This is a genomic window from Achromobacter sp. 413638 (assembly GCF_043119405.1).
Classification (GTDB): Bacteria; Pseudomonadota; Gammaproteobacteria; order Burkholderiales; family Burkholderiaceae_B; genus Achromobacter.
Map to the genome: position 1 here is coordinate 1 of NZ_JBICCO010000002.1, position 26,053 is coordinate 26,053.

The 26,053-nt window shown below is 66.7% G+C and carries 31 protein-coding genes and 2 pseudogenes; 10 read left to right on the top strand and 23 right to left on the bottom strand.

The window, feature by feature from the left end:
• A partial coding sequence (locus ACEU5R_RS01175; protein ID WP_392408863.1) for a transposase zinc-binding domain-containing protein occupies window positions 1-596 on the bottom strand: 596 nt, incomplete at its 3' end.
• A 641-nt stretch (window positions 597-1,237) separates the two neighbouring features.
• On the opposite strand from ACEU5R_RS01175, the gene ACEU5R_RS01180 reads away from it, so the two are divergent.
• Entirely contained in the window at window positions 1,238-1,696 is a 459-nt protein-coding gene (locus ACEU5R_RS01180) for a TonB-dependent receptor plug domain-containing protein (RefSeq protein ID WP_128318342.1), read from the top strand.
• Here ACEU5R_RS01180 and ACEU5R_RS01185 read toward each other — a convergent pair.
• On the bottom strand, window positions 1,618-1,899 hold the full coding sequence (locus ACEU5R_RS01185) for a hypothetical protein (protein ID WP_206617213.1): 282 nt from the start codon (window positions 1,897-1,899) through the stop codon (window positions 1,618-1,620). The two genes, ACEU5R_RS01180 and ACEU5R_RS01185, sit on opposite strands and share 79 nt — an antisense overlap.
• 146 nt (window positions 1,900-2,045) lie before the next feature.
• Here ACEU5R_RS01185 and ACEU5R_RS01190 point away from each other — a divergent pair, with 146 nt between their 5' ends.
• Entirely contained in the window at window positions 2,046-2,855 is an 810-nt protein-coding gene (locus ACEU5R_RS01190) for an SDR family oxidoreductase (RefSeq protein WP_092156959.1), read from the top strand.
• 45 nt (window positions 2,856-2,900) lie between these two features.
• On the opposite strand, the gene aac(3) is transcribed toward ACEU5R_RS01190, so the two are convergent.
• Window positions 2,901-3,725, bottom strand: coding sequence for an aminoglycoside 3-N-acetyltransferase (gene aac(3), locus ACEU5R_RS01195; protein ID WP_241342122.1), 825 nt, complete (start codon window positions 3,723-3,725; stop codon window positions 2,901-2,903).
• 287 nt (window positions 3,726-4,012) lie between these two features.
• Window positions 4,013-5,494 carry a transposase gene (locus ACEU5R_RS01200; RefSeq protein WP_392408929.1) on the bottom strand — a complete coding sequence of 494 codons (1,482 nt, stop codon included), beginning with the start codon at window positions 5,492-5,494 and terminating at the stop codon, window positions 4,013-4,015.
• A gap of 108 nt (window positions 5,495-5,602) precedes the next feature.
• Between ACEU5R_RS01200 and ACEU5R_RS01205 the strand changes: the two genes are divergently transcribed.
• The gene (locus ACEU5R_RS01205) at window positions 5,603-5,797 is read left to right on the top strand and encodes a hypothetical protein (protein WP_019186234.1); all 195 of its coding nucleotides are present in this window, start codon (window positions 5,603-5,605) and stop codon (window positions 5,795-5,797) included.
• Window positions 5,798-6,012: 215 nt separating this feature from the next.
• Here the strand turns inward: ACEU5R_RS01205 and ACEU5R_RS01210 are convergent, their stop codons facing one another.
• From ACEU5R_RS01210 to ACEU5R_RS01230, 5 genes are all read right to left on the bottom strand, one after another.
• On the bottom strand, window positions 6,013-6,444 hold the full coding sequence (locus ACEU5R_RS01210) for a hypothetical protein (protein WP_368077736.1): 432 nt from the start codon (window positions 6,442-6,444) through the stop codon (window positions 6,013-6,015).
• Between the two features lie 136 nt (window positions 6,445-6,580).
• On the bottom strand, window positions 6,581-6,913 hold the full coding sequence (locus tag ACEU5R_RS01215) for a ribbon-helix-helix protein, CopG family (RefSeq protein WP_128318345.1): 333 nt from the start codon (window positions 6,911-6,913) through the stop codon (window positions 6,581-6,583).
• Window positions 6,914-6,927: 14 nt separating this feature from the next.
• Window positions 6,928-7,116, bottom strand: coding sequence for a hypothetical protein (locus ACEU5R_RS01220; RefSeq protein WP_128318351.1), 189 nt, complete (start codon window positions 7,114-7,116; stop codon window positions 6,928-6,930).
• 81 nt (window positions 7,117-7,197) lie between these two features.
• Complete coding sequence (locus ACEU5R_RS01225; RefSeq protein ID WP_128318346.1) at window positions 7,198-7,620, bottom strand: helix-turn-helix domain-containing protein; 423 nt, start codon at window positions 7,618-7,620, stop codon at window positions 7,198-7,200.
• Window positions 7,621-7,818: 198 nt separating this feature from the next.
• Complete coding sequence (locus tag ACEU5R_RS01230) at window positions 7,819-9,192, bottom strand: IS1182 family transposase (protein ID WP_003458619.1); 1,374 nt, start codon at window positions 9,190-9,192, stop codon at window positions 7,819-7,821.
• Window positions 9,193-9,270: 78 nt separating this feature from the next.
• Between ACEU5R_RS01230 and ACEU5R_RS01235 the strand changes: the two genes are divergently transcribed.
• Both ACEU5R_RS01235 and ACEU5R_RS01240 read left to right on the top strand, forming a co-directional pair.
• The gene (locus ACEU5R_RS01235) at window positions 9,271-10,086 is read left to right on the top strand and encodes an NAD(P)H-binding protein (RefSeq protein ID WP_027020466.1); all 816 of its coding nucleotides are present in this window, start codon (window positions 9,271-9,273) and stop codon (window positions 10,084-10,086) included.
• 5 nt (window positions 10,087-10,091) lie between these two features.
• A pseudogene (locus tag ACEU5R_RS01240) lies at window positions 10,092-10,637 on the top strand (helix-turn-helix domain-containing protein); the annotation flags it as partial.
• Here ACEU5R_RS01240 and ACEU5R_RS01245 read toward each other — a convergent pair.
• From ACEU5R_RS01245 to ACEU5R_RS01270, 6 genes and pseudogenes are all read right to left on the bottom strand, one after another.
• Window positions 10,610-11,740 (bottom strand): annotated as a pseudogene (locus tag ACEU5R_RS01245) (transposase family protein); the annotation flags it as partial. The pseudogenes ACEU5R_RS01240 and ACEU5R_RS01245 sit on opposite strands and share 28 nt — an antisense overlap.
• 433 nt (window positions 11,741-12,173) lie before the next feature.
• Window positions 12,174-13,238 carry a YhcG family protein gene (locus ACEU5R_RS01250; protein WP_023101690.1) on the bottom strand — a complete coding sequence of 355 codons (1,065 nt, stop codon included), beginning with the start codon at window positions 13,236-13,238 and terminating at the stop codon, window positions 12,174-12,176.
• The gene (locus ACEU5R_RS01255) at window positions 13,235-14,434 is read right to left on the bottom strand and encodes a site-specific integrase (protein WP_023101691.1); all 1,200 of its coding nucleotides are present in this window, start codon (window positions 14,432-14,434) and stop codon (window positions 13,235-13,237) included. Before ACEU5R_RS01255 ends, ACEU5R_RS01250 begins: the two co-directional genes overlap by 4 nt.
• Before the next feature lie 218 nt (window positions 14,435-14,652).
• Window positions 14,653-14,856 carry a cold-shock protein gene (locus ACEU5R_RS01260; RefSeq protein WP_006220190.1) on the bottom strand — a complete coding sequence of 68 codons (204 nt, stop codon included), beginning with the start codon at window positions 14,854-14,856 and terminating at the stop codon, window positions 14,653-14,655.
• A 381-nt stretch (window positions 14,857-15,237) separates the two neighbouring features.
• A complete protein-coding gene (locus ACEU5R_RS01265) occupies window positions 15,238-15,558 on the bottom strand; it encodes a hypothetical protein (protein WP_103275076.1) in 321 nt (106 codons plus the stop codon).
• Window positions 15,559-15,651: 93 nt separating this feature from the next.
• Window positions 15,652-16,050, bottom strand: coding sequence for a hypothetical protein (locus ACEU5R_RS01270; RefSeq protein WP_392408865.1), 399 nt, complete (start codon window positions 16,048-16,050; stop codon window positions 15,652-15,654).
• Between the two features lie 211 nt (window positions 16,051-16,261).
• On the opposite strand from ACEU5R_RS01270, the gene ACEU5R_RS01275 reads away from it, so the two are divergent.
• Complete coding sequence (locus ACEU5R_RS01275; protein ID WP_392408866.1) at window positions 16,262-16,579, top strand: DUF2513 domain-containing protein; 318 nt, start codon at window positions 16,262-16,264, stop codon at window positions 16,577-16,579.
• 17 nt (window positions 16,580-16,596) lie between these two features.
• Here the strand turns inward: ACEU5R_RS01275 and ACEU5R_RS01280 are convergent, their stop codons facing one another.
• The 3 genes from ACEU5R_RS01280 to ACEU5R_RS01290 are packed head-to-tail and all read right to left on the bottom strand — an operon-like array spanning window position 16,597 to window position 18,516.
• Window positions 16,597-16,878 carry a hypothetical protein gene (locus ACEU5R_RS01280; protein WP_392408867.1) on the bottom strand — a complete coding sequence of 94 codons (282 nt, stop codon included), beginning with the start codon at window positions 16,876-16,878 and terminating at the stop codon, window positions 16,597-16,599.
• Window positions 16,879-16,936: 58 nt separating this feature from the next.
• Complete coding sequence (locus ACEU5R_RS01285) at window positions 16,937-17,329, bottom strand: RidA family protein (protein WP_103275078.1); 393 nt, start codon at window positions 17,327-17,329, stop codon at window positions 16,937-16,939.
• A gap of 23 nt (window positions 17,330-17,352) precedes the next feature.
• Window positions 17,353-18,516, bottom strand: coding sequence for a DSD1 family PLP-dependent enzyme (locus ACEU5R_RS01290; RefSeq protein ID WP_392408868.1), 1,164 nt, complete (start codon window positions 18,514-18,516; stop codon window positions 17,353-17,355).
• Between the two features lie 158 nt (window positions 18,517-18,674).
• On the opposite strand from ACEU5R_RS01290, the gene ACEU5R_RS01295 reads away from it, so the two are divergent.
• A complete protein-coding gene (locus tag ACEU5R_RS01295) occupies window positions 18,675-19,607 on the top strand; it encodes a LysR family transcriptional regulator (protein ID WP_103275080.1) in 933 nt (310 codons plus the stop codon).
• Window positions 19,608-19,642: 35 nt separating this feature from the next.
• On the opposite strand, the gene ACEU5R_RS01300 is transcribed toward ACEU5R_RS01295, so the two are convergent.
• Both ACEU5R_RS01300 and ACEU5R_RS01305 read right to left on the bottom strand, forming a co-directional pair.
• Window positions 19,643-20,041, bottom strand: coding sequence for a RidA family protein (locus ACEU5R_RS01300; RefSeq protein WP_103275081.1), 399 nt, complete (start codon window positions 20,039-20,041; stop codon window positions 19,643-19,645).
• 70 nt (window positions 20,042-20,111) lie between these two features.
• Window positions 20,112-21,308, bottom strand: coding sequence for an MFS transporter (locus ACEU5R_RS01305; protein ID WP_392408869.1), 1,197 nt, complete (start codon window positions 21,306-21,308; stop codon window positions 20,112-20,114).
• Between the two features lie 135 nt (window positions 21,309-21,443).
• On the opposite strand from ACEU5R_RS01305, the gene ACEU5R_RS01310 reads away from it, so the two are divergent.
• The 3 genes from ACEU5R_RS01310 (at window position 21,444) to ACEU5R_RS01320 (ending at window position 24,109) form a co-directional block, all read left to right on the top strand.
• On the top strand, window positions 21,444-22,028 hold the full coding sequence (locus ACEU5R_RS01310; RefSeq protein WP_392408870.1) for a TetR/AcrR family transcriptional regulator: 585 nt from the start codon (window positions 21,444-21,446) through the stop codon (window positions 22,026-22,028).
• Between the two features lie 180 nt (window positions 22,029-22,208).
• Complete coding sequence (locus ACEU5R_RS01315; protein ID WP_392408871.1) at window positions 22,209-23,627, top strand: MFS transporter; 1,419 nt, start codon at window positions 22,209-22,211, stop codon at window positions 23,625-23,627.
• A 173-nt stretch (window positions 23,628-23,800) separates the two neighbouring features.
• Window positions 23,801-24,109: a hypothetical protein gene (locus ACEU5R_RS01320; RefSeq protein WP_103275085.1), complete on the top strand. Its 309-nt coding sequence runs from the start codon at window positions 23,801-23,803 to the stop codon at window positions 24,107-24,109.
• Between the two features lie 40 nt (window positions 24,110-24,149).
• Here ACEU5R_RS01320 and ACEU5R_RS01325 read toward each other — a convergent pair whose 3' ends face one another.
• The 3 genes from ACEU5R_RS01325 to ACEU5R_RS01335 all read right to left on the bottom strand — a co-directional run bounded on the left by ACEU5R_RS01325 (window position 24,150) and on the right by ACEU5R_RS01335 (window position 26,035).
• Window positions 24,150-24,458: a carbohydrate isomerase gene (locus ACEU5R_RS01325; protein WP_103275086.1), complete on the bottom strand. Its 309-nt coding sequence runs from the start codon at window positions 24,456-24,458 to the stop codon at window positions 24,150-24,152.
• Between the two features lie 65 nt (window positions 24,459-24,523).
• On the bottom strand, window positions 24,524-25,381 hold the full coding sequence (gene kdsA, locus ACEU5R_RS01330; protein ID WP_392408872.1) for a 3-deoxy-8-phosphooctulonate synthase: 858 nt from the start codon (window positions 25,379-25,381) through the stop codon (window positions 24,524-24,526).
• A 90-nt stretch (window positions 25,382-25,471) separates the two neighbouring features.
• Complete coding sequence (locus ACEU5R_RS01335; protein WP_392408873.1) at window positions 25,472-26,035, bottom strand: cytochrome b; 564 nt, start codon at window positions 26,033-26,035, stop codon at window positions 25,472-25,474.
• Window positions 26,036-26,053: the final 18 nt, after the last annotated feature.

Consider the following 26,053-nt stretch of genomic DNA (forward strand, 5'->3'; position numbering starts at 1 on the left):
AAGTGAACATTCAGGTTCAGCGCGCTGCCGAAGCGCTGGATCAGCGTTACCGCACCGCATTGCGCCGTATCCCGCGGCACGCCGGCCTGATCGGCAAGCCAACCGGCGATCACACGATGCACGATGCCCAGCACCGGGCCGATCGCCTCAGGCTTGCTGGCGAACAGGAAGCGCAACGGGTACGGAAAACTCAGCACCCATTGCCGCACCGGCCGCGGGCCAAACACCTCCTCCACCAGGTGCCGCGCGCTCTCGGCCATGCGCCGCGCCCCGCAGCTGGGGCAGAAGCCGCGCTTCTTGCAGGAATACGCCACCAGCCTCTCGGCCCGGCACTGCTCGCAGACCACGCGCAGGAAGCCGTGCTCGAGCACGCCGCAGCGCAGGTAGGTCTCGAACTCCTCGCGCACATACTCGGGCAGCGGGCGGTCTTCGGCCTCAAGACGCGCGATGAAGTCCGGGTAGTGCGCCTGCACTAGCGCGTACAGCAGCGTGCGCTCGGGAACATGGCGTGCGTAGCTCGGCGCGGCCGCCAGCGCGGTGTTTGCGGCACGGGCGACACGCGGCGCGGCGCGTCCCTCCGGTGCGGTGAGGCACAGCACGGAACGATCCTGCGCATCGACGGCTGCACAGTGTTCCGCGCGGCCTCATCGCCGCCCATCGGCATTTCTCCCGCGCATGGGTAAGACATCGGCGCGGCGCAGCGTAGCAAATCACCTACCTGAGGGCACCTCTAAAAACCCCCGCTCTCGCGCCAGCAGCCCTCAGCAGAGTGCCCCGCTGACGGCATCAGGGTGATCCTCCGGGTACAACAACTGCGGCGCATGACAATCGATCCTGAAGCTGGCCAGAAACCGGCGGACAACCCGCAAAACGGGGATGAGAGTTCCCGATTCGACTGCGGCGCAGAGGGTCAGGTCTAGAATTGTTGCACCGCGTCGGCCGCGTATGACCGAAGGTGCGCTGCGCCACACGAGGAAGCACGCCCGACGGCCACGGCGTAGCCACATCGCGCGGCTTCCCAGGTACAGACGCCGTCACCCTTCTCGCCTGCCGCGCTTTCTCGTGCAGGCTCGGCGCCGATGCCCTCGCGCTGGACCATGCTTGTCGATCCTGCGCCCGTGGAGGACGCTGAGCGACACCAACCCTGGGCTTGGATGCAGAGTTTTATTGTTGCGAATGATTCGCATCATCACGTAGAATCCGCGCGCCGCGCATCGCGCCTTCGAGACCTACGCCCATGTATCCGCTCCGTCGCACCCTGCTCAGCCTCAGCATCGCCGCCGTCTGCGGCCCCGCCTTCGCCGACGATGCCGCCGAGCTCGACCGGGTCGTGGTGGTCGGCACGAAGGAGCGTGCCGCCGCGCAGCCCGGCAGTGCGCAGGTGCTCGATCAGGCCGAGCTCGAGAGCGCCCGCGTGCTCTCGGTCGCCGAGGCGCTGCGCAAGGTGCCGGGCGTGGTCGTCCGCGACGAGGAAGGCTTCGGCCTGCGGCCCAACATCGGCATCCGCGGCCTGAACCCGACGCGCTCGACCAAGGTTCTGCTCCTGGAAGATGGCCTGCCCTTCGCGTTTGCCCCCTACGGCGACAACGCGAGCTACTTCCACCCGCCGATCGAGCGCTATGAGCGCATCGAGGTGCTCAAGGGCACCGGTATGCTCCGCTTCGGGCCGCAGACCATCGGCGGGGTGAGATTGTAGATCGCGGTGCCGATCGCGATTTCGGAGCCGTCGCCGCGGACGAGCACGCCGGCATCGCCCGGCTGGCCGCCGCCGGTGGCGTAGAATACGGTCCGATCGAGCTCGATGCCGCCGCGCTCATTGATCGCGACGACGGTCGCTTGCGTTTCGGTCAGGTAGGCATCGTCTCGGAACAGCAATTCGGTCGGCATCGCGATCTCCATGGTTCGCTCGGTTTATCGCAGGCGAGGCCGGGCTGGAAAAGCCGGTGGAGGCCAAGTGGCCACGTCATCGGCAGGGCTTCCGCTGCGGGCCTGTCATCACTAGGGTCCGGCACAAGACTGCCGCGGCATGGAGGCCCGATCGAGACATGACCCCGCCGCGCATCGAACCGCAGGATGGCGTCGCCTGGGTGACCGGGGCGAGCTCCGGCATCGGCGCGGCCGTGGCGTTGGAACTGGCGCGGCGCGGCTGGACGGTCGCCGCGACGGCGCGCCGGCTCGACAAGCTCGAGGCGCTGGCGCTCAGCGCCGGGGGGCTGCCGGGACGGATCGTCGCCCATGTCGGCGACGTCGCCGATCCCGCCGCCATGGCCGCTGTGGTCGAGGGCATCGAGAGCGTGCACGGGCCGATCGCGCTCGCCTTCCTCAACGCCGGCATCGCCCCGCGCAACGGACCGGGCCTGATCGATGTCGCCGCCTTTGAGCAGGTCTTCGCGGTCAATCTCATCGGTGTCGTGCGAGGCGCCGCCGCCGTCGCCGAGCGCATGGCCTCGCGCGGCAAGGGCCAGATCGCGGTCAACGCCTCGCTGGCGGGCTATCGCGGCCTGCCGGGCGCGGCCGCCTACGGAGCCTCCAAGGCGGCTGCGATCCATCTCTGCGAGGCGCTGCGGTTCGATTGCGAACGGCACGGCATCCGGCTGCAATTGGTCAATCCGGGTTTCGTCGAAACTCCGATGACCAAGCGCAACAGCTTTCCGATGCCGTTCATGGTGTCGCTCGAGGCGGCGGCCGCGCGCATCGTCGAGGGCTTTGCCCGAGGCGGCTTCGAGATCGTCTTCCCCCGTCGTCTCGCCTGGCTGATGAAGGGGATGCGGTTGCTGCCTTACCCGGCCTATTTCTGGGCGATCCGAAAACTGGCCGGCGAGCATCGCGGCGGCAGGCGCGACGGGGCGGTGTAGCGGAGAAGATTCTGTGCCCAACTGCTTGGGCGGTGGCGTTCACAATCAGGGCGAGCCTGAGCCGAACCGCGTTTCGAGCCAGCTCACGCCAAAGGCGGTGATCGCCGCCGCACCGACCAGAACGGAAGAAGCGCTACCGATCAAACCCTGTCGGCCTTGGCCGCTGGCGAGAAATTGGGTCACGATCTCCGCGAAATAGTCCTCGGCCAGCCTGTCGACGATCGGATCGCCGGTATCGAATTCCTCGATCATGCGCCATTGCCTGCCGGCGGGCGTCGCCAGCGGCACCTCGACCCGCTTGATGCGCTTGCCGGGGATGTCGGCCAGATGCTCGGCATGGTGTAGTAGCGTCAGCGTGTCGAGCGGAGCGCCGAGCATCAGCACCTTGCCGCCGGCGGCGACGAGCTTGGCGAGCGGCGAGCCCTCGCCATAGCCGTAGTCGAGCGGATGATCGGCGGTGAACCATTCCGCCTTCGCTCCGAGCGCGACGATGGAGGCGCCAGGATTGCTACTGCGCAATGCCCCGGGCGTCGTCCGCAGGAACTCCGGCAGTACGCCGTTGTCGCGGATCGCGCGTGAGCGCTGCGGATCGAAGGGTGGGATGTGGTCGCGCCATTCCGGCGGCACGCGGCCGTCCTCGTCGCACAGATCTTCATAGCGCGCTTCCCAATCGGCATAGGCGAGGACGGTGCCCTCGTGGCCAACGACATCGCAGAGCGCGGCGATGATGGTGTCAGGGCCGTCGAGCAGGCGGCCGACCTTGCTCACGGCCGCGTGGACCATCACGGCATCGCCAGGAGCAAGGCCGAGCTTGGTGAGATCAACGGCCAGCGAAGCGCGCGTGACGAAGGAGGCGGGAGGCGGCGTCATGGTGGTGGGCTATTCCGAACGAAGGGCGGCAGGGTATAGGAAGTTCAACCGCCCTTTTTGGCGAGTCTGGCAGGTAGGAAGCGGCCGCGCAAGCGCCGCTTTGGGCACAGATCGGGCACAGATCGGGGGTTCATGCGTGGGTTTTCGACATCGCGGGGCCACGCAGCGGCTCAGTGCGTAGCCATTTCTCACCGAATCCCGGCACAGGGCCGAGCGCAGCCCTGCGGGGTCGTGGCCGCATCGGATCGGACTCTGGCTTGGCTGCCGGCTGTGTGGCCGGCACCTCGTCACGCGGCCGGCGGCGGCGCGCGCGCTGCGGGCCGGTAGTGCGCTTGCTCCAGCGCGCCGTGCTTCTCGAAGTGGGCGAGGATGGCGCGGATGGCGGTGGGTTCCTCGATGCTGGCGACGATCCGCACCGCGCCGCCGCAGTGGGCGCAGGTGGTGACGTCGATGGAAAAGACCCGCTTGAGCCGTTGCGCCCAGCTCATCGCACGGCGCTTCTGCTCGGGGCTGCGCGGCTCGTCGTGGGCGCTGACGTCCACCGGCACTGCATCGCTCGCAGGCCGCTTGCCGCGCCCCGATGGCGTCAACTGTGCGCGCAGGGCGGCGTTCGGGGCAAACACCCCGTGGAAGCGGGTCAGGTGGGCGCGAGGTGGCGGGACCAGTGCCGCCAGCTTGGCGATGAAGTCCACCGCATCCCATTCGACATGCGTGGTGCCATTGCGCCACGGCGTCTTGAGCTGATACCGCACCCTACCCTGCGGTGAGATCGACAGCCGCTGCTCGCTGATCGCCGGGCGCGTGATGTAGCGGCACAGCTTTTCGAGCTTGTGGCTTTCGTGTGCTTCCGCGGCCACGCCGGCATGCAGCGAGAAGCCGCCGACCTTGCCGGCATCGCCCTCCAGCGAGCCTGCGTCACCGGGCAATGTTTGCAGCGTGACGACCTTGCGGCCAGCGTCGCGACCGGTGGCGATGCGGTAGGTCATCGAACTCATCCGCAGCCCATCCATGCCGTCGTCGCTACCCGCGCTGTCGGACAGGAACACGGATTCGTCTTCGCCTTCCAGCCAGCCTTTGCGCGTCAGGTGCCGGCAGACGCGATGCGCGATGGTGTTGGCCAGTTCCGTCAGTTGCGCCGATGTGGGCGCACGGGTGCGGTGCAGGCGCGGCTTGCGCTGCGGACGCTCGGTGGTGTCCTCGTACACGCCGTCGAGCCACAGCATGTGGAAGTGGATGTTGAGATTCAGCGCGCTGCCGAAGCGCTGGATCAGGGTCACCGCACCGCATTGCGCCGTATCCCGCGGCACGCCGGCCTGATCGGCAAGCCAACCGGCGATCACACGATGCACGATGCCCAGCACCGGGCCGATCGCCTCAGGCTTGCTGGCGAACAGGAAGCGCAACGGGTAGGGGAAACTCAGCACCCATTGCCGCACAGGCCGCGGGCCGAACACCTCGTCCACCAGATGCCGCGCCGACTCGGCCATGCGCCGTGCGCCGCAGCTCGGGCACAGCCCGCGCTTCTTGCAGAAATACGCCACCAGCCTCTCTGCACGGCAGTGCTCGCACACCACCCGCAGGAAGCCGTGCTCGAGCACGCCGCAACGCAGGTAGGCATCGAACGCCTCGCGGACATATCCGGGCAGCGAGCGGCCCTCCGCTTCGATCCGTACAATGAAGTCCGGGTAGTGCGCCTCTACCAACGCGTACAGCAGCGTGCGCTCGGGCGCGTGGCGCGCGTACCGCGAACCGGTGTGGGCGGACGGCAGTGGCGCGCATCCCGCGGCTTGCCGCCGGGATGTGGCGAGGCGCGGCACGCAGCGCTCCGGTGCGGGGACGGCTGCTCAGTGTTGCGCCTGTGTTCGCACGTTCGTATCGTGCGTTCTGATCTTCGCGTCAGACATTGCCGCGGCGACTCCCGCCTCGACCGCCTCGACACCCAGGTGCAGGGCGCGGCCCAGAGCGCCGAATCCGCCAATCAGGGCGCCCAGCGCGCCAACCAGCGCCTCGACCAGATCGAAGGCCGCGTGCAGCAGCTGGAATCGTCGCCGCGCCGCGTGCCGCGCGGGTGAGCACGCACTCCGCTTGACCGACCGGCGCGGGGATCCGTCGCCTGCGCGGCGCGGATCCCCGCGTTGGATGGTGTTCCGCCCCCGAGGAGCTTCCCATCCGTACTTTCCCCCACTCCCTCCCCCACCCGGGCCGGCGCGCGGTTGCGCTGGCGCTGGCGCTGGTCAGCGTGGGCGCCACCGCCAGCGCGCGCGACGACGGCACCCCGCCGGTGACGTCACTGGACGAACTGCCCCGCGGCCAGGACGTCTCCGACACGGTGATCGAACTGGCCGGCTGGGTCGTCGCCTCCGGCGACAGCCAGGGCTATCCCTTCGCGATCATGGACAAGGCCGCCGCCCAGATCCTCGTGTTCGGCGGCGATGGCCGCCTGCGCGGCGCCGCGCCCGGCCTGTTCGGCTCCGCCGTGGGCGACCACACCGCCCCCGGCATCGCGGGCCTCGCCCTGCGCGAGATCCCCGGCCGCGACCGCACCACCCCGGCGGGCCGCTTCGTCGGCGGCTACGGTCCGTCCATCGATGCCGGCCGCGTGCTGTGGGTCGACTACGACTCCGCGGTCTCGATCCACCCGACCGCGACCGGCGTGCCGGAGGAAAAGCGCCCCGAGCGTCTGGCCTCGCCAACGCCGGATGACAACCGGGTCACCCACGGCTGCATCAACGTGTCTCCGGCGTTCTACGAGCAGGTCGTCAGCCCCACCTTCGCGCGCGGCGGCGTGTTCTACGTGCTGCCGGACGAAGGCTCGCTGGATGCAGGTGAGTGGGCACGTGTGAGCTCTGAACCGGTTAGCCGGCCTTCTGCACCACGTACGCCTCCAGGGCATCACGCATCACCGCAGACTCCGTGCGGTGCTGCCGCTGGGCCAGCTCGGCCAACTGATCCTTCAGCGCCTGCGGAACACGCGTGCGCACCGTCGGCGACGGCCCGGACTCCTGCCCCGCCCTCGGACGGCCCACAGCCAGCGGGATCACATCCTCCACCCGCTGCGCCCCCGTGGCCTCCATCAGCAACCGAGTAGCCTCAGCCCGGGCCTCGGCTCCACGGCGGATAGTGCCAGGGATGATGCTCAGCTCTCCAGCCTCAGCCCGATCAGCCAAGGTCTCGTACTCGTGGTTCATGTTCAGTCCCTCCCTCAGGACAACAGGTGGCGGTACTTGTCGGTCAGATCCATCACATGGAAGATCCGCACCCCTCTCGGGGGATTCACCTCAGCGATCACCTCAAGGTAGCGCTCGGTCTGCCCGTGGGGGTGGCCCACGTAGACCGTCGTCACCATGCCAGGCCGCCCCTCCACCGGCGCGGCCGCCTCGGCATGGAGCATGGCGTACAACGCATCCTCGTGAGGGATGCCGTGTCGGTCCGCGCTAGGTGTTGCGGGTCATGAGGTTGATGACGCGGACGGTCATCTGATCTCGTTGTCCGGATGTTGCGCGTCGTAAGCCTGGCGCGCATGGGCGATGTCGTCTCGGTGCTCAAGTGACCAGTCCGCTAGCGCCTTGACAAGATGGGACAGACTCGCGCCGGTTTCGGTAAGTCGGTAATCGACTTGGGCAGGCACGGTCGGATACACGGTCCGGAGTACCAGCCCATCGCGCTCCAGCCGGCGCACCGTGAGCGTCAACATCCGCTGGGAGATTCCATCGATGGCGCGCTGAAGCTGCCGGAAGCGGCGTGCTCCATTGGCAAGCTCGACGATCACGAGGACCGACCACTTGTCGCCCACGCGATCGAGGACATCGCGGATCCCGCAGTCGGGGTGGTCGGGTTGGCCGCACGGGTCGAGCTCTGCGGGTCCAGCGGTTACCTCGGTGTGCGTCACTGACATCAAACTGCCTCCTTGTGGGCGGTCCTTGATCGGTCGAGACTCATCGTAGTTACTGATGAGAACCACCTAGCAGCCTGTCGGACTTGAATTCATAAATGGACAGAGCGCGACAAAGACAAAGCGAATTGCCCACTATTTGAGCGTTTTTAACCGGTTGTTGCCCTGAATTTCCTGAATTCGAGCGGATTCAGCCTCTGTTCACGCATTTTGAACGGAATGCGGGCGCAACGTGGCCATGCGTTTCAAGTTCCACGCCAGGCACACCAGGGTCCATTCGTTCTGGACATTCGCCAGACCGCGCAGCAGGAACTGACGGAAGCCCATCACCGACTTGATGATTCCGAATACCGGTTCCACCGTCTGCTTGCGCTGCCCATAGGCCGCGCGCCCGGCCTTGGTCTTGAGTCGGTGCTTCATTTTGTCGACCGGACTGGTCGGCTCCGATGACGCTGCCGGCTCTTCGAAACGCTCGCGCCAGTGCCGATGGTGGGCGTCGCGGCCCACGGCAATCAGGGGCTCGATCCTGGCGGCCTCGCAGGCTTCGACATTCTTCTCGCTGAAGTAGCCGCTATCGGCCAGGAATTTCTCCGGCTGGTTCAGCTCCTCGGGAAGCGCTTGAAGCTTGGCCAGCATCGGTACGACCTGTTCCTTGTCGTTGCCCGCCTGGGTCACATGCGGCGCCATGACCAACATGGATTCGCTATCGACCAGCGCTTGGGCGTTGTAGCACTGCTCGAAGCCGCCACCAGCCACCTTCATGATGCGCGACTCTTCGTCGGTCAGGTTGATCTGGTCGTCCGGGCGCGGGCCCACCTGCGGCGGCTTCGGCGGTTTGCCTCCAGGCTTCTTGCCGTTGGCCTTTTCCTTGGCCTCGCGCTTGTCCAGCTTGGCTTGATACTCGGCCTGCTCGCGCTCGAGGCGTTCCTTGGCCCGCGCTTCGATCTTGGTCTTGGCTTCTGCTATGGCGGCCAGGCGGTCTTCGCGCCGCTTGATCTCGTCGGGCAGACTGACCCCGTCGGGGAGGTCGCTCTGATCGGCCGCTTCTGCCAGCTTGAGCATCTCCTGGACCTCGGCCTTTAGCTGGGCCTCGATCTTCTCGGCGTGAGCATAGGACAGGGCGCTGTGCCGCGAGGCATTGGCGTGGATCTTGGTGCCGTCCAGACTGACCGTGCCAAAACGCGAGACTTGGTTCTCGCGCGCGATTTGCAGTACCTGCACAAAGGTCGCGGCGAACTGCTCTCCGTGGCGACGGCGGAAGCTGGCCAGGGTGTCGTGATCCGGGTGCTGGTCGCAGGCGATAAACCGGAACGCCAGGGAGTCATAGCTGGCTCGCTCGATCTTGCGGCTTGAATACGCACCCGTGGCATAGCCGTAGATCAGCAACGACAGCAACATAGCCGGATGGTAGGCAGCGCTGCCACGGCCCGCATAGACGCTCTCCAGCTTCGACAGATCCAGGCCCTCTACGACCTCCACCACGTAGCGCGCCAAATGTGACTCGGGCAGCCAGTCCTGCACCGACGGCGGGAGCAAGTAGTCGATTTCGCGGTTTATCGGTCGAAAGCGGCTCATACAGTCAGGTTCCAGGAGCGATGCGCAATTCTACCGGCGAGGGGAAAAGTCCGACAGGCTGCTAGGAGAACGACCGCAATGATTATGGTTACCGGCGCGAACGGACAGCTCGCATCCCTCACGCTTCAGGAGTTGGCCGACCGAAGCGTGCCCGCCTTGGGCGGCAGCAGGACTCCGGCCGATGGGCAGCGTCACCTGGACTTCGACGACCCCGCCAGCCTGGACCTCACTGGTGTCTCGACGCTGGTCCTGGTCTCAGCCGGGTACGCCGAGGATGACCAGGTCATCGCCCGGCATCGGGCCGTTCTTGATGCCGCTGTCCGTGACGGCGTGCTGCATGTGATCTACACCAGCTTGACCGGAACCGGGGATCACCTCGGGTTCGCCCTTGCCCACCGCGTCACTGAGGACCTGGTCAAGGACAGTGGCCTTGCCTGGACGATCCTGCGTAATGGTCTCTACGCCGAGCTCTTCGGGGCGCTGTTGACGTGGACGCCCAACGGTCTGGAGTCGGCGTTCGGCGATGGTGTTCTCTCAGCTGTTGCTCGTGTCGACCTGGCTGCCGCAGCAGCCATCGTCGCCAGTCAACCGACCGATCACGCTGGCAAAACCTACGAGCTGGTCGGCGAACCGATTTCCACTGGGGGCGTCGCCGAGCATCTCGGGATCGCCCACCGATCGATCGGCCTTGGCGAGTACCGCGCCCGTCTCCTTGCCGACGACGCCCTGCTGCCGTTCCAGCCGCCGATGCTCGCCTCGATCGCCACCAGCGTCCGACATGGGCAGCTCAGCAACTCCAGCCCTGACCTTGCACAGCTACTCGACCGGCCGCTGACCGATGCGCTGGCTGTAGCGGCGGACACTGCGGCTGCGATGCGTCCGGGCGCTCGCTGACACGGATGGTTCATCGCAATGCGCCGCTGCCCCTCGAAGGTCGTCGACGGCTCGTAGAACGCTGCCGCACCCGTCCGATCGCGCACGTGGCAGCTGAGATGGGCATCTCTCGGGCGTGTGCATCGAAGTGGGTCAACCGCTACCGCCAGGATGGGGAGCTTGGCCTCCTGGATCGCTCCTCGACCCCTCGCCGCCAGCCGACAGCGACTTCTGCGGACACCGTGGCACGGATCGAGGACCTACGTCGCACACAGAAGTGGTCCGCCTCCCGGATCGCCTTCGAACTCCAAGACGAGGACATCAAGATCAGCCGTCGTACGGTCTCTCGTCACCTTCATGCCCTCGGGCTGAACCGCCGGAAGTTCATCGACCCGAACGGAGATACAAACCGCGAACCACGCAAGATCATCGCCCGCCGGCCCGGCCACATGGTCCACATCGACGTGAAGAAGGTCGGCCGAATCCCTAACGGCGGCGGCTGGCGAGTCCACGGCCGAGGAACCGACCAGGCCAAGGCAGCCGAGCGCGCCACGGCCTCGGCCCACCGCGCCGCCGGTGGTTGAAGCAGGCCGTTGTGCACCGAACCGTGGTAGGTGCCTACCGCCAATGTGAGCCAGCGCTCCAGCTCGCGCAGCGTCAGGGCAGCCTTGTTTTCGGAATCGTAGTCGCCGCGCTGGTCCGGGTTGGAGAAGGTTGTTCCCGGTAGATCGTCGTGGATCATCTGCATCGCCGTGCCGATGATCCGTTCCACGATGCCGCCAAAGTGCGGCTGTCCCAGCGGACGATAGTCCAGCCGGATGCCATGCTGCTCGCAACCCCGGCGCAGGGCCTCGCTCTTGAACTCGGCCGCGTTGTCCAGGTAGAGCAGCAAGGGCTTGCCGCTCATCGGCCAATCCATTTCCACCTTCAGCCCTTCCAGCCAAGGACGCTTGTCGCAGGCGACATGCACGAGGCACAGGCCAACCGAAACGGCAGACGGGGCTTCCAGCGTGACGACCATGCCGAGCACGCAGCGGGTGAACACGTCGATGGCGAGGGTCAGGTACGGGCGGCCAATCGGTTGCCGGTCGCGCTCATCGACCACGATCAGGTCGATGACCGTATGGTCGATCTGTACCTGCTCCAGCGGCGCGGAGACGGGTGGCGGAACACCACCAACACCTTGCAGGTCGCGGGCGGCATCTTGTCCTTCCCGGCGGTGAGTGACCTCGCGCGGATCGAGGCCGGCGATCCGCAGTGCCACCGTGTTGCGCGCCGGCACCCGCAGCTTTTGCAGCTTGCACGCCCGCACAACTTCGCGGTGGAACGCCGCCAAGCTACGCTTCTGCTTGGTCAGGAAGCGCTTTTGCAGTAACTCGCGGATGATTCGTTCGACCGACTCCGGCAAGCGGCCTTTACCTTTGCCACCGCTCGACTGCCCAAGAGCCAAGTCAGTGACCAGCCCCGAACCTAGCCGGGCACGGCGGATCAGGACGTAGACCTGCCGCCGGGACAGCCCCAATGCCTGGGCTGCCGCGTCGGCCGCTTCATGCCCAACCGTCTCCGACTGCGCCAACGGCCCAATGATCTCCGCACGACGACGCGCACGCTCCCATGCCTGTTCTGGCAGGGTGGCCACGCCGTGCTCGGTAATCGGTGCGGTATCGGTCGCCATGCTCACCTCGCTTTGGTGCACACGAGTATTGAGCATAGACGAGTTTTGTGCAGAGGAATCCTGATATCGGGTTATCAGGAGCCGTATGCACAACAGGCTTCAAACCGCGCTGAATGGTGCAGTCGTCTTCTGAAAATGACACTGGCGTCAGTGCCTGCCAGGGTTCGACAAAAGGATGGTTTTCCCGAACTAACCAGACGCCACAAGGGTTTGCGGGCAGGCGCTGGGCTTAAGTGCACTTTCTGTTCCGTTGCTCCCCAAACCCCCACTGCACACCCTCGGCTGTTGGGGCAAGCGGAGCGCGCAGGCCCGCCAGGGCCGGAGGCGTCAGTGATGGAAGCCCGCATGGGGCGAGACTCGCGCAGCGAGGCTCGATGCGCAGCACGACAGCGCGACGGCGGAACGCCGGGACGCCCGACTGCTGGGAACAGGACTACCCGCTATCGGTCTTGCGCTGCTCGATCTGCAACTGTGCCCGCTGCGTTGCCTGTTGCAACCGCTCCACCAGCACACCCCTTGGCGGCAAGGCGGTCAGGTACTCGGCGACGTGGATGCCCGACTTGTCCAGCTCCAGCAACTCGATCTGCTCGCGCTTCTTGCCGGTGCAAAGGATGATGCCCAGCGGCGAGGCTTCCTCCGGCTCCCGTTCGTGCTTGTCGAGCCAGCGAAGGTAAAGCTCCATCTGGCCCTTGTAGGCCGCCTTGAACTCGCCGACCTTCAACTCCACCGCCACCAGCCGCCGCAGCTTGCGGTTGTAGAAAAGCAGGTCGAGGTGGAAATCCTCGTCGTCAATCGGGATGCGCTTCTGCCGGGCCACGAAGCTGAAACCTGCGCCCAGCTCCAGCAGGAATGACTCCATTTCACGAATGATCGCGGCTTCGAGGTCGCTTTCCTGCCAAGTGTCACGCAGCCCCAGGAAGTCGAGAATGTACGGGTCGCGCATGACCAGCGCGGGCGACATGCGCTGCGCATCGCGCATCGTCGCCAGCTCCTGCGCGATCATCTCCCCTGGCTTCTGCGACAGCGCCGTGCGCTCGTACAGCATCGAGTCGATGCGCTCGCGCAGCGTTCGCACGCTCCAGCGTTCGGCGCTCGCCATCTGCGCGTAGTAGTCCCGCTGGAGCGGGTCTTTCAGCGGGATCAGGGCGATGAAATGCGTCCAGCTCAATTGTCGTATCAGTGATACGACAATTCGCTCGTCCGGGTAGGCGGCGGCGAACTGCACCATGCGGCGCAGGTTCTTGACCGCGAAACTGCCGCCGTACTCCTTGACCAACTGCGCCGCCAGGGTCAACACCACTTCCTCGCCGTAGTCGGCTCGCCGGCCCTCCAAGACCTGCGTGTGGATGCGCTGGCCGATGCGCCAATAGAGCATCGTCAACTCGCTATTCACCGCCGAGGCGGCGCGTTGCCGCGCCGCCTCGATCAGTGCCCGAATGTCGCCCAGCAGCGCCGAAGGCGCTGCGGGTGACGCTACGGATGCCTTGCGCTGGTTCATGCCGCCACTCCTTCGGCCTGCCGTGCGCCAGTGATGGCCTGGCGTCGGCTGGCCACCAGCTCGGCCGCATCGCGCACCGGCTTGTCCTCGGTGTGGACGTAGTGCATGAACATCGCCACGGTCTTGTGGCCCGTCAGCTTCATGCCTACCTTGGTCGGTACGCCCGAATTGGCAATGTCGGTCGTGGAGCGGTGGCGGATGCCGTGCGTGCCGACATGCGGGACGCCAGCGGCCTTGAGTACCCGGCACCAGCCGCCATAGTGCTCGCCGAAGGTCAGGTGCCGGGCCGGGTCGTTGGGAGACGGCAGGACATACGGGCAACCCTCCCGGCGCGGGGCCGTCGAAAGCAGCCGATGGGCTTCCGCGCTCATGGGCTTGGAAAGGCCGCCGGTCTTGCTGTCGGGCCACACGACGCGGCGATTTTCCAGGTCGATCCAGCTCCATTCGAGCGTGCAGATTTCAGAACGGCGGCCAGCGAACTCGAATTGCAGGCGGATCGCCAGCGGGATGACGTAGTTCTCCAGCCCTTCGGCCTCCAGCTTCTCCAGTTGGCGAAAGATCAGCGCCAGCTCGTCGTCAACGATGAGCCGGGTTTCCTCGCCGGGCGGGAACATCGGAACGTGGCGGCACGGGTTCGTGCCGTCCGGGCGGTAGCCCCACACTTCGGCCAGGTTGAACATCTTGCGCAGCACGCCAAAGGCGTTGTTCGCCTCGGCCGGCTTGTAGGCGAACTTTTCCATCAACGCGGCAATGTCGGGCCGCTTCACGTCCTGCACTTTCTTGCGCCCCAGCACCGGAACGATGCAGCGGTCAATGACGGCCTGGTAGCCGCGCTGCGTGGTGGGCTTGTTGCGCTTCTTGGAGTAGTCCTCCATGAACTTTTTGCACAGCGCCTCCATCGTGGGCGCCTTGCGCGCCTCGGCCTTGGCGCCGCCGGGGTCGCCACCCCGGCGAACCTCGGCCAGCCAGTCCTGCGCCATGACGCGCGCCTGCTCCACGGTCAGTTCCCCGTACAGCCCCAGCGAGGGCTTGCGGGGCTGACCGGCGTTCGTGCGGTACTGGAGCATGAACACCTTGCGGCCCGCTGGGGTAATCTTGCACAGGAAGCCGGGCACTACGGTATCCCGCAGTTCGACGTCCTTGGCCTGGGGTTGCGCCGCCTCTACGGCGGTCTTGGTGAGCTTGATCTTTGCCATGATGACTCCTTGGAACGACCCGGTTCCAAGAGCCACATAGGAGCGGCGCGAGGGGAAACCGGGTCAAGTTTCAGAAAGCACCGGCATATGATGGACGCGCCTAAGTTATTGATAAACCTGCTGTATCGAGCTTCGGCGTAGTCCAGCGAAGTACCGGGCTGGAGTCATCGTCAAACAAAAAAGCCCCCTGACGGGGGCTTTTCCGAAAAATCAGGTCCTTACAGGACTTGAATCTTCGTAGCTTGCGGACCCTTCGGACCGTTGGCGGTCACGAAGCTGACGCGCTGGTTCTCTTCCAGAGACTTGAAGCCCGAACCCTGAATCTCGGAGAAGTGGGCGAACAGGTCCTTACCACCCGCTTCCGGGGTGATAAAGCCATAGCCTTTTTCCGAATTGAACCACTTAACGACGCCGGTTTCCATACTGTATTTCCTAGAGATAATGGGCAAATGCCCGGAGGTCACGAATCAATCAAGGAGGGGACAGTAGAACAATAACACTGAGCCGGAAAAGGCACGGCACTGAACGAAAATCGCAACGCTTGTGATCGTGTGCCGACACTATCGTTAGGTTCCCCTCACAAGTCAATATAATCTTAAAAAACGCGTGCCAATAATGCAACAAAGAGAAACTAACGAATATTCACGCACGTTTTTATAGAAAACAAAAAGCCCTGCACTGGTGCAAAACACCAACGCATGATGAAAAAACAAGCAAGGCTTATATAAATGCCGTGTAAACCCTTATACGAACAAACTCTTCATATACGTCGTTTACACAGGCACCCTGGTTTGCCGCCAGGCTTACTCGTCGATGGGCAAACCAAGCAGATCGAGCGCCGCGCCGAAAGCGTCGGTGTCCGAGCACAGGAAAACCGCCACGTCGCCGGGGTTCATATTTTCCAGGACCTGGTCGATCTGGTCTTGCGCATTATCAATATTGTCGACATTGGCTGCGTGTATGTCCGCTCCGGCCTCGACTTTCTCGCGGGGGACGATCTCTGCGATCGCGTTGAGATCGGTGACGCCCGTCACGACGTAGACGCTGATGCTCTCGCCGTCCAGCGTCGTGTGCAGTTCGACGCCGCCCGCCACGTCGGCAAGGTGCCGACTTTGTATTTCCATGATCCTTCTTCCTTGATGCGCGGGCCAGGCCCGCTTGAGCATGCCTCATGACGGTGCATGATCACGCCCAGGCGCGACTATAACAGCCTTGTGCTACCGATTCCTGACTTTCGGCCCGAGCGACGGGCGCGCCGCCCCCGACGTGGCGGCCACGCTACGGCTGCGCACCCCGGCATCGGCCAGCGTCCGCCCCAGCGCCTGCTGCGCGGCCAGGAACGCGGCCTTCTCGTCACCCGTCAGTTTGCACAGGAACAACTGCGCCAGCAGCTGGGTGCGCCGGGCCTTGCGATTGTCGGATTCCTGCGACAACCACTCCCCCACCCAGGCGGCGGCCTCCTCGACCGTGCCCTGCAGCTTGACGTGTCCCAGCAGGTCGAAAATGGTGACGCCAGCGAGACGGCCTTCCTCGTCGCGGCCCAGATACAGTTTCGCGACCTGGCCGGTGTAACCAGGCACCACGGCGACGCAGTCGCGTTCGGCGGGCTTCTTCATCGTCCGGCCCCCCAGGGAAAAGCGCCCTCGAGACCGGGGCGGGAAACGCGCGCGGCATGCGCGGCGTGCATAGCTTCATTCATACGTGTAGCGCCAATGCGGTAAACCAACGATCCGGGACTGTAACCCAGCCGCCGGCCCTGTCGCATCGCTGCCGCGGAACTCTGCTATTGTCGGCCTGTTTCTTCCCTACCCCCACATGGTGGACATCATGCAACGCGATTTCGATCTGGTCGTCACGATCCTGGGAGCCCTGCGCGACGCGCCTGGCCCCAACCTGAGCACCCTGGACATCAAGAACGCCGCCCTGGCGCCGCACCCCGAAGAGCAAGGCCTGCAGCTCATCGCGCATCACATGGACCTGTTGGCCGACGCCGGGCTGGTCAAGCAGATCAGCGAAACCGCCGCCAATGCCGGCGCGACCCGCTGGCGCATCACCTGGAAGGGCTATGACGCCCTCGAGCAGGACGACGAGGACGAAGAGGAATACGAAGAGGACGGCGAAGAGGACTACGAAGAAGAGGAATAAGACCCCTTCCCGCCCGCTCAGCGTTCCGCGCGGCGCAGCAGGATGCGCCGCGTGAGCAGCGAGGCCGCGGCGGCGATCACCAGTCCGAACATGAAGGCGGCGATGGACAGCATCGCCGCCAGATCCGCGAATCCATTCAGGCGCGACAACACCAGCACCGCGACGAAAATCGCCACCGCCAGCGCCGCCACCCCGATCAAGGTCCGTTTGACCGATCCCAGCCGGCCGCACAGCGCGCCGCCAGCCAGCGCCGCCGCCACGACGGCGGCCATGGACCAGAACAGATATTCGTACTGCATCGCGGACATCCTCCGTAGCCTGGAATCGCCCGCATTATAGGCAGCCGGCCAGGCGGGACTATGCCTGCGCCAGCGCGACGGCGCTGATTTCCACCAGCGCGCCGTAATGCAGTTCGCCGGTCGGCACGATGGCGCGCGCCGGCTTGTGCGCCCCAAAGCGGCGCTCGTAAACGCGGTTGACCTCGTCCCACAAGCCCACGTCGCGCACGTAGACAGTGACGTTGACCACGGCCGCCAGCGACGAGTCCGCCGCCAGCAGGATGGCTTCCATGCTGCGCAGCGCCGCTTCGGCCTGCGCCGCCGCGCCCTGCGCCAGCACGGGCCGGGCGCCCGGCCCGGCCGGTGCCAGGAAGCCGAGCTGTCCCGAGACAAAAACAAAGCCGTTGGCACGCACCGCCTGCGAATAATGGCCGGCGGGCGGCGTGGCGTCGGGGGTGTAAATCAGGTCCATGCGGATTCCAGTCCAGGCGCGGCTCACCAGCCGCGGAAACGTTCCCAGTGCGCGACGACCTCGGGCGAGGCTCCGCGCACCACTTCATAGGCCTCATGCTGCGCGCAGGTGGCGCAGGCATGATTGGGCAGGATGCGCAGTTTGGTGCCCAACGGCAGATCCGGCAAGGTCGCGCCACTGCCGGCGCGCAGCTTGATGATGCCCTGCTCCTGGTTGGTCTCGGCCAGCAGCAGGTCGGGATACGGCCGGCCCTGCGCATCGCACACCAGGCCGTACAGCTGGTCCACGGGCTGCTTCGCCGTGCCGCGATCGCGCGACATCGCCATCCAGCCCGCGTCCACCAGGATCCAGCCCTTTTCGGCCTGATGTCCGATCACCGTGGTCAGCACCGATGCCGCGATATCGTCGGCCTGGCATACGCCCAGCCCCGCCATCACCAGATCGAAGAACACGTAGACGCCGGCGCGCACCTCGGTCACGCCCTCCAGGCTGCGGGCGAAATGGGCGGTGGGAGTGGACCCCACGCTGACGACCGGACACGGCAGGCCGGCGGCGCGGATGGCGTCGGCGCAGCTCACCGCCGCCCGCCGCTCCTGCTCGGCCATGTAGGCGATGGCCTCGACGCTGCGGCAGCCATAGGACTCACCTGCGTGCGTCATGACGCCGCGCAGGCAGCCCGCGCCGTGCAGCTCGCGGGCGATCGCCAGCAGTTGTTCGGTATTGCCCGGCTGGACACCCGCGCGGTGGCCGTCGCAATCGATCTCGATCAGCGCTGGAATGATCTCGCCCTGGGCCTGCGCGCGCCCGGCGACGGCGCTCGCGGCCTGAAGGCTGTCGACCACCACGGTCAGGTCCGCCCCCTGGCGGCGCAGGGCCAGCACGCGATCCAGTTTGGCCGGCGACACGCCCACGGCGTAGAGCAGGTCCGTGATGCCGGCGGCGGCGAACTGCTCGGCCTCCTGCAAGGTGGAGACCGCCGCAGGGCCGGTGGGCCCCGTCATTACACGGCGCGCCACGTCGATGGATTTCGGCGTCTTCAGGTGTGGCCGCAGGCGCACGCCATGCCCTGCCATCAGGCCGTTCAGGCGCTCGATGTTGCGCGTCATCCGCGTCTCGTCCAGGACCAGGCAAGGCGTGTCCAGGGATTCCAGGGTCGGGCGCTGCGAGGCGCTGAGCGTGTCGTTCATGGCGGATTCTGTAGTCGTGGTTCGGTCGCCCGGTAGGGTCGGGAAGCAATGGCGGACGCAGTCCCGCCGTGTCCGCAGTATGGCGCGCATGCGCGTTCGCATGTTTAATATCGCCTTAATTGTCAGTTAATTCCGTTCTGAATCCCCCAGGCGCCCGCATGATCACCACCGACGATCTTCGTTTCTTCCTGAGCCTGGCGTCGACCCGTTCGCTGGCGCAGGCGGCGCGCGCGCTGGATGTGACGCCGCCCGCCGTGACGCAGCGGCTCAACGCGCTGGAAAAGCGGCTGGGCGTGCGCCTGGTGAACCGTTCCGGCCGTGGCACCGCCCTGACCGACGAAGGTCGCCTGCTGGCGCAGCGCGCCACCCAGATCAGCAATGAAATCAATGACCTGGCCGACGAGCTGGCGGGCCGCCGGGGCATGGTGGCCGGCCATCTGCGCGTGGTGGCGCCGCTGGGTTTCGGGCAACGCCACATCGCCGGCCTGGTCGCGCAGTTCCGCCAGCGCAGCGCGGGCATCACGGCCAGCCTGACGCTGTCCGACGGTCCGCCTCGGCTGTCCAGCGACGACTGGGACGTGATGGTGCACATCGGCGAGTTGCGCGACTCCACGCTGGTGGCCTATCCGCTGGCGCCGAACCGCCGCATCCTCTGCGCCTCGCCCGCTTATCTGGCGCGTCACGGCGCGCCGGCCAAGCCGGAGGACCTGCGCGAGCATGATTGCATCGCGCTGCGCGAGAACGACGAGGACGTGACCCTGTGGCGCTTCAAGAAAGGCGGCGGCCCGGCGGTCGGTGTGCGTATCGCGCCGGTGCTTTCCAGCAACACGGGCGCGGCGGCGCTGCAATGGGCGCTGGACGGCCAGGGCATCGTGGCCCGCTCGGAATGGGACGTGGCGGACCATGTGCGCGCCCGCAGGCTGGTGCCGCTGCTGGCCGGATGGGCGCTGCCGCCGGCCAATGTGGTGGCGCTGGTGAAATCGCGCCAGGATCTGCCGGCTCGCACGGCGGGATTTCTCGCGTATCTGAAAGAGGCCTTCGCCGCGCCCCCCTGGCGCGACAAGCCCGCGCGCGGCGCGGCCTCCGCCTAGCGCCAGCGGCATCGCGGACCCGCCGCCCACGCCCTCTAGTCCAGCATGGCCTCGGCTTCGATCTCGATCAGCCATTCCGGCAACGACAGGCCGCTGACGACGATCCACGACGACGGCGGCGGATCCGACTTGAAGCGCTCCCGCAACGCCTGCGCGATCACCTCCTGGTCTTCACGCGCCGTTTCGCAGATATAGATGCGCAGCATGATGACCTGATCGATCCGTCCGCCCGCGGCGGCGAGCACGCGCTCGATGTTGTCCAGCGCGGCCTCGGTCTGTTCCTGCAGGCCCGGTCCCACGGTGCGCTCGTGGACGTCGATGCCGACCTGCCCCGACAGCAACATGCGGCGGCTGCCGGTAACGACCACGGCCTGGCTGAAGCCGTATTGCACCGAGTTGAAGACGGTGTCGGGATTGATCACGGTTCTGGACATATTGTTCTCCTGACGATCACGCGCCCCCGCGGCACGCATGCCAGGAATTCTATCTGCGTCGGCGCGCCGCTCAGGCCGCCGAAGACGCGCCAGCGTCACGCCCACGCAAGGCGCCGGACAGCACGATGGCCAGCACCGCCGCGCCCGCGCCGACCGCGGCGCCGAAACCCGCGCGGATGCCATGCATATCCACCAGCCAGCCCGCCAGCGCGGCGCCCGCCGCCACGCCGGCGAACAGGCCGGTGATCAGCCAGGTCAGGCTTTCGGTCAGGCGATGCGCGGGCGCGGCCGCCTCCGCCATGCCCATGGCGATGATCATGGTCGGGGCGAACGACACGCCCGCCGCCAATACCGCCAGCGACAGGCCCAGCAGGTCGTCGACCCACAGCAGCGGCAGCGTGGTAGCCGCCGTCATCGCGCCGGCGATGGCCAGCATGCGCGGCAAGGGCATGGACAGGCGCATCGCGCCGAACGCCAGTCCGGCCAGGCAGGAACCCAGCGCATACACGGACAGCACGATGCTGGCGCCCGCCGGCACGCCCTGACGCGTGGCGACGGCCACGCTCATCACATCGATGACGCCCACGATCACGCCCATCGCGGCCAGCATGAACGTCAGCTTACGCAAGGCTGCCACGCGCAGCACGGTCGGCTCGCGGCCGGCGCGCGCCGGGTTCAGCGGCGGCGCGGTCCGGGTCTGCAGGCTGAACGCGGTGATGCCGACGGCCAGCAGCGCCGCTGCGGCCAGCGGCCCCGCCTGGGGAAACCAGGCCACGCTCAGCCCCACCGCCAGCGGCGGGCCGACGATCAGCGTGACCTCGTCCAGCACCGATTCCAGCGCGAAGGCCGTGCGCAACAGCGGCTGGTCGCGGTACAGCGCACTCCAGCGCGCCCGGACCATGGCCGGCATGCTGGGCATGACGCCGGCCGCCGCCGCGCAGACGAACAGGGTCCAATCCGGCCAGTTGCCATGCGCGCCGGCCGCCAGCCCCGCCAGCGCCAGGATGCTCAGGGCCGCCGCCAGCGGCAGCACCCGGGTCTGCCCGTGCCGGTCCACCCGGCGCGATATCCACGGCGCCAGCAAGGCGGTGGACAGCGAGAACGTGGCCGCCACCGCCCCCGCCAATGCGTAGGCGCCACGCAGCTGGGACAGCATGGTGATGATGCCGATGCCCGCCATGGGCAGCGCCAGCCGCGCCATCAGGCCGGCCAGCACGAAGCCGGCGGCGCCGGGCGCCTTGAACAACTCTCGATAAGGATTTCGCAACCGCGCACCTGTGAAAAAAAGAACGCCGCCGTCCAGGCCGCGCCAGATTTACATACGAAGCGTATGCCAAATCGTATTCACATACGTGACGCATGTCAATTAACATACGCAGCGTATGCCACCAGGAAACCCGCCATGTCCCGAACCCGCGCCGAAATGATCGAGGAAACCCGTGTGAAGCTGCTGGCCGCCGCCCGCAAGGCGTTCCGCGACTCGGGCTATGCCGCGGCGTCCATGGACGAGCTGACCGCCGCGGCCGGCCTGACCCGCGGCGCGCTCTACCATCACTTCGGCGACAAGCAGGGACTGCTGGCTGCGGTGGCCGCCGAACTCGACCAGGAAATGGACCAGAGGCTGCAGCGCATCTCGGACGCGGCGCCCGACGCCTGGACGGCGCTGCGCGAACGCTGCCGCGCCTGGCTGCGCATGGCGACCGAACCCGAAATCCAGCGCATCGCGCTACAGGACGCGCGCGCCGTGCTGGGGCCGGCCTCGGAGCCGGCCCAGCAGCCCTGCATCACGTCGCTGACCACCCTGCTGCAAAGCCTGATGGACGAAGGCCAGGTCCGCGCCGCCGAACCTCAGGCGCTGGCGCGGCTCATCAACGGGGCGCTGATGGACGGCGCCTTCTGGATCGCCGCGGCGCCCGACGATGGCGAACGGCTGGAACAGGCGCTGCGCGCGCTGGACCTGCTGCTGGATGGGCTGCGCCAACGCTGAAGCCCTCTTCGGCAAGCGCCGGACACAAAGATGCATGGAGCGGCTGGCGTGGCGCCTTGCATGCCCGGCCCCGAGAAACCCCACGCCGCCACCGCCCTTGCCGGCCCGGCCGCTCCCCCTTATTATTCAAAGATAATTCTTGTTTAAATACCCCCAAGCCCGCAGCGGCAGGAGCACACCGTGAATTCAGACACCGCGCAGGCGTCAGGCGCCAGCTGGGCCGACCTGCTGCATGGCGCCAACGCGCTGCGTTCCATCGCGCTGGCCGGCGGCGTCGCCCTGCACGCCATCAACGTCTACATCGTCACCACCATCCTGCCCAGCATCATCAAGGACATCGGCGGCCTGGAGTACTACGCCTGGAACACCACGCTGTTCGTGGTGACCTCCATCGTCGGTTCGGCCCTATCGGCGCGGCTGATCCAGGCATGGGGTCCCAAGGCGGCGTACCTGCTGGCCGTGGCCGTCTTCTCGGCCGGCTCGGTCGTCTGTGCGCTCGCGCCCTCCATGCCCTGGATGCTGGCGGGCCGCAGTATCCAGGGACTGGGCGGCGGCGTGCTGTTCGCGCTGAGCTATGCGCTGATCCGCATCGTGTTCGACGCGGCGCTGTGGTCGCGCGCGATGGCGCTGGTGTCCGGCATGTGGGGGGTGGCGACGCTGTGCGGCCCGGCCATCGGCGGCATCTTCGCCCAGACGGGGCACTGGCGCCTGGCGTTCTGGACGCTGCTGCCCGCCGGCGCGCTGCTGGCCTTCATCGTGGCGACCAAGGTGGGCGGCAAGTCGACGGTGAGCGACGCGCGGCCCAGCCCGGTACCGCTGGCCACGCTCGGACTGCTGGTGGCCAGCGTGCTGGCCATCACGCTGGCCAGCCTGTCTCAGGACCTGCGCTGGAACCTGGCCGGCATCGTCGCCGGCCTGGCCATCGCGCTGCTGATCGCGCGGGTCGACACCCGCGCCGGCAAGAAACTGCTGCCCAGCGGCGCCTATACGCTCGCCACGCCGCTCGGTTCGCTGTACGCCATCATCTGCCTGGTAGTGGCCGCCATCACCACCGAGATCTTCGTGCCCTACTTCCTGCAGACCATCCACGGTTTCTCGCCGCTGGCCGCTGGCTACATGACGGCGGCGATGGCGGCGGGCTGGACGCTGGCGGCCATGCCCAGCGCCACGCGCAGCGGCGCGGCGGCCGACGGCATGATGCGGCTGGGGCCGGCGGTGGTGCTGGCCGCGCTGGTCTTGCTGGCGATCCTGATGCCGCTGCCCGGCGCCTTCGGATCGCCGGTCGGCCTGGCCGGCGGCGCGCTGGCGCTGGCCGCGGTGGGCTTCGGCATCGGCCTGGGCTGGCCTCATCTGCTGACCCGCGTCTTCAATGCCGCGCCGGCGGGCCAGGAAACCCTGACCGCCTCGTCCATTACCACGGTGCAGCTCTATGCAACGGCATTGACGGCGGCGCTGGCCGGCGTCATCACCAACAGCGCGGGACTGGCCCAACCGGGCGGCGTCGAAGGCGCGCGGCAGGCCGCCTTGTGGCTGTTCGCCGCGTTTTCCATCGCGCCCGCGCTGGCCCTGATCCTGCTGATCCGCCACCTGCGACGCTAGTGTGCGGTTTCGTGGATGCCTGCGCATGACGACATTCATGCGCAGCCGCGGGGCCAGGCCCGAACCGTTGCGCGCAGCCGACGGCGGGCGCGCCTCGCCCAAACGCCGTATGGAAGGCCCAGACCATCTTTGATACGCTGGCCCCACCCTGGATGCAAGATCAGGTATAGGCCATGAAAGAGACGATCCGCATGCTGCGCGTGCAGCCATCCTCCCTCTCGGCGCGCTTCGCCTTCCTGGCGATCGCATTGCGCTGGACGCTGGGCGCGACCCCGCGGCCGAACCGGCTGATGATCGGCCCGCACGACCTGGAGCCTGTCGGATCGGAATGCGCCTTCTGGCTGTTCGCCTTCCGGCATGCCTGCTCCGGCCAGTCCATCCTGGTGACGCGCGGCGGGCGCTGGGACCTGGGCGCCTCGTTCGACGGCGACCAGGTACACGCATTTGGCCGCAGGTTCGCCCTGCGGCAGTGCCTGTTCTGAATGCTCCCGGGCCGCTGCCGCGCGCGGCTCGTCCGCCGGACTAGAACTCCGGCAAGTCGAACAGGGTGTGCAACGTCGAACTGGGCGCCGGCGCCGAGGCCAGCCGCTCGCGGCCCTCGTCGTCGGTCAGCACGCGCACCGGCCGCGATGCCACCGACGTGCCCTCCACGCTGAATGCCGTCTCCACTTCCGCCCCCTGCCGGATCAGCTCGATGACTTCCGACGCGGCCGCCGTGACCGGCTCGCTGACCCAACCCGGCACGCCGCGCTCGGCCTGCCCCCAGCGCACATAGGCCACATGGCCGCTGAGCGGCTCCTTGCGGACGGCGACGATCACGTACAAAGACATCTTGGCCTCCTTAGCATCCGGCCAGGATCGTATAACAGCATGACTGTGCGAGCGTGACAGCCGGCTCAGGGTTCGATGTCGATGGGCGCAAAGGATTTCACCAGGTCGTCCAACTGCTTGAGCTGGGTCAGGAACGGCTCGAGCTTATCCAGCGGCAAGGCGCTGGGGCCATCGCATTTGGCGTTCCTGGGATCCGGATGGGCCTCCAGGAACAGACCGGCCAGTCCCACGCCCATGCCGGCGCGCGCCAGGTCGGCCACCTGCTCGCGGCGTCCGCCCGAGGCGGCGTCCAGCGACGAGCGCTGCTGCAGCGCATGCGTCACGTCGAAGATCACGGGACGGTTGCCGGTGACTTTCTTCATCACGCCGAATCCCAGCATGTCCACGACCAGATTGTCGTAGCCGAAGTTCGTGCCGCGATCGCACAGAATCAACTGATCGTTGCCGGCCTCGACGAATTTCTCGACGATGTTCAGCACCTGGCCCGGGCTCAGGAATTGCGGCTTCTTGATGTTGACGATGCGCTGGGTCTTGGCCAGCGCCACCACCAGGTCGGTCTGCCGCGCCAGGAAGGCCGGCAGCTGCAGCACGTCGACCACCTCGGCCACCGGCGCGGCCTGCCAGGGTTCGTGCACGTCGGTGATGACGGGCACGCCGAACGCGTTCTTAACGGCCTCGAAGATCTTCAGGCCTTCTTCCAGCCCCGGTCCGCGATACGAATGGATCGAGGAACGGTTGGCCTTGTCGAACGAGGCCTTGAACACATAGGGAATGCCAAGCTTGGACGTGACACGTTGGTATTCCTCGCAGGCGCGCAACGCCAGGTCCTTCGATTCCAGGACATTGATGCCGCCGAACAGCACGAAGGGCCGGTCGTTGGCGCAGGCAATCGAGGAAGAAATGAGGACTTCAGGGGCGCTCATGGGGGAATCCTGTAAAAAATGGAGCAGACGACAGTGCGTAATGTACAACCTGCGACCGCCCTGCCCCGGAATCCTCCCGCGACGCGGCGCTCAACGCCGCGGCAGCATCCGGCGCAGGATCCCGTCCTTCAGCCAGTAATGATGGGCCAACCCCGCCAGCGCATGGCAACCCGCCAGGACGATGATGGTCCAGGCCACCGTGTCGTGCAGGCCGCCGATGGCGCGGCGCTGCTCGCGGTCGATGGGGATCAGCGTGGGCACGTCGAACAGGCCGAAAAAGGTGAACGCTTCACCCTGCGCCCAGCGGAACAGGAAACCCAGCACGACCTGCGCCGCCATCAACACATAGAGCAGGACATGCATGCTTGAGCCAGCCAGTCCCCAGATGCCGCCGGACGCCCGGGGCAGACGCCGCCCCGCCGTCAAGCGCCAGACAATGCGCGCCACCAGCACGGCTGCAAACAGCAGGCCGAAGGACACATGCAGCGACTGCAGCAATTTGCGCGTGGGCGTGCCGCGCGGCAGCGCGTCCCATATCTCGGCCAGGGCGAACAGGCCGACCACAAGCAGGGCCGTCAGCCAATGCAGCAGGATGGTGGGCGTGTCGTAGCGCGTCGGCGAGCCAGCGTCGCCGGACAAAGGGAGGGGATTCACGGATCAGGCCCGGAAAGT